Source organism: Kitasatospora saccharophila, assembly GCF_039529925.1.
GTDB lineage: Bacteria > Actinomycetota > Actinomycetes > Streptomycetales > Streptomycetaceae > Kitasatospora > Kitasatospora saccharophila.
Genome location: NZ_BAAANS010000144.1, coordinates 1 through 1,959, shown reverse-complemented (window position 1 = coordinate 1,959; position 1,959 = coordinate 1). Strand labels below are relative to the sequence as shown.

At 66.0% G+C, this 1,959-nt stretch carries 2 protein-coding genes; one reads left to right on the top strand and one right to left on the bottom strand.

What is annotated here, in order from left to right:
* The coding region (locus ABD345_RS39835) for a helix-turn-helix domain-containing protein (RefSeq protein ID WP_344559712.1) at window positions 1-697 on the top strand (697 nt) is incomplete at its 5' end.
* 40 nt (window positions 698-737) lie between these two features.
* Here the strand turns inward: ABD345_RS39835 and ABD345_RS39830 are convergent.
* On the bottom strand, window positions 738-1,871 hold the full coding sequence (locus ABD345_RS39830) for an IS630 family transposase (RefSeq protein WP_344559710.1): 1,134 nt from the start codon (window positions 1,869-1,871) through the stop codon (window positions 738-740).
* Window positions 1,872-1,959 lie beyond the last annotated feature (88 nt).

Sequence of the window (1,959 nt, the reverse complement as noted above, 5' to 3'; positions counted from 1 at the left end):
GCCTAGTGCTGCATCAGACAACGTTTGCCTCGCCATGGGAGACTGCTCCGTCGACTGGGGGGAGAGTGTGGCCGTGGAGGTTGCCAACCGCGCGCTGACGGCGGACGTGATCGCGGCACTGAGGTACTGGCCCGGTGTCATATGGGTAGGCCAGAAGCATCCTCCGGACCCGGTGGACATGACCGTCCTGCTGCCCTTCTTCAACGAGGTGCTGCAGGACCTTCCGTGGTGGAACCGCGACTGGAAAGTCAACCGCGTCCAGCCAGGGCTTCCCGCAGAGACCGGGGATCACCTCTGCGATCCCGCCGTGAGGTTCACCGAGGTGTCGATCCCGGGAACGGTCGCCTCCGGCACCGGCGAGAGCCTGCCGTTCGTCGCGAAGGTCGGGTTCACGGGCGACCGGCTGATCCGCTTCCAGGCCAAGATCGGCGACATCGTCATCGGCCCAGCCATTGCCCCTGCTGGCCAGTCGGAGCCGCACCCGTTCGGACGGATGCTCGCCGGGCTGATGGACCTGCGCGGGATTCCGGTCAGAGACATGGCCAGGGCCGCCGGACTATCGATGTCCACCATCCACATGCTTCGCCACGGGGATAATCCGACTTTGGCGCAGGTCCGCTTGATCGCCGGGATCCTGGACATGTCTAAAGCGGACGTCAGAATCATCGCCGGACTCGATGACGGCAGCACACAGTAGCTGACAGGCAGCGGCGTCACTATGCGGCCTTGGCGCTGCGTCAAGCGACGTTCGCCCTGGTAACCACTTCGCGTAGGCGCTGGTCAGCGGCGTGCTTGTTCCGCCAGATGATGTAGCGGCGGATCATGCTGCCCTGGGCCTTGTGGCTGGGATGGTCGGTGCCGTCGAGGGCGAAGTAGCGCAAAGCGGTGAACTGGGCCTCGATCCGGTTGAGCCAGGAGCTGTTGGTCGGGGTGTAGGCGATCTCCACGTTGTTCGCCGCCGCCCATGTACCGACCCGCTGGCACCGCTTCGTCGTCAGGTGCGGCGAGTAGTTGTCACAGACGATCGCGATCCGAACGTCCGACGGGTGCAGCGAGCGCAGGTAGCGGCAGAACTCCAGGAACTTCGAGCGGTTCTTGGTCTTCTTGATGTGCCCGTAGAGCTGGTCCTTGGCCAGGTCGTAGGCAGCGAACAGGTGCCGGACGCCGTGCGGTCGGGTGTAGGTCGCCCGCCGCCGGGGCCGGGGATCGCGGTCGGGGTCCTTGTGTCTGCCGCCGCGTTCGGCCCACTGCCGGCCGGGGTGGGGCTGGAGGTTGAGCGGCCCGAACTCGTCCAGGCAGAAAACGACTTCGGGTTCGCCATCCTCGGGTATGACCTCGCCGTCGGCGATCGCGTAGAGGTGCTCGACCCGGGCCTTCTTCGTGGCGTAGTCGGGGTCGCGGGAGGTCTTCCAGGTCTTCACGCGTTGAAAGGAGACGCCCTCCTCGCGGAGCAGGATGCGCAGTCCCTCATGGCTGATGTCGTCGACCACCCCCTCGGCGACCAGGAAGTCGGCCAGCTTGGCCAGGCTCCAGGCCGAGAAAGGCAGGCCGTGCTCGGCCGGCTTGGACTTGGCGATCTTCTTGATCTCCCGGCGCTCTGGCAACGTGAACGTCCTGGGACGTCCGCCCCGGTATTTCGGGTAGAGCGAGTCGAAGCCATCCGCGTTGAAGTTGTGGATCACGTCGCGGACCCGGTCCGCGCTGGTGAACGTGACCTCGGCGATCTTCGCCACGGGCATGTGCTGGGCGGACAGCAGCACCATCTGCGCCCGGCGCCAGGTCACCACCGACCCGGTGCCCCGGCGGACGACCCGCAGCAGCCGCCTGCCCTCGTCGTCATCGATCTCACGGACCTGCACTCGTTCAGCCACGTGATCATTCTGACGGTCCGGTGCCGCCCAGCACAGCAATCGGGCGACACGTCACAACGGGGCAAACGTTGCCTGATGCGGCACTAGT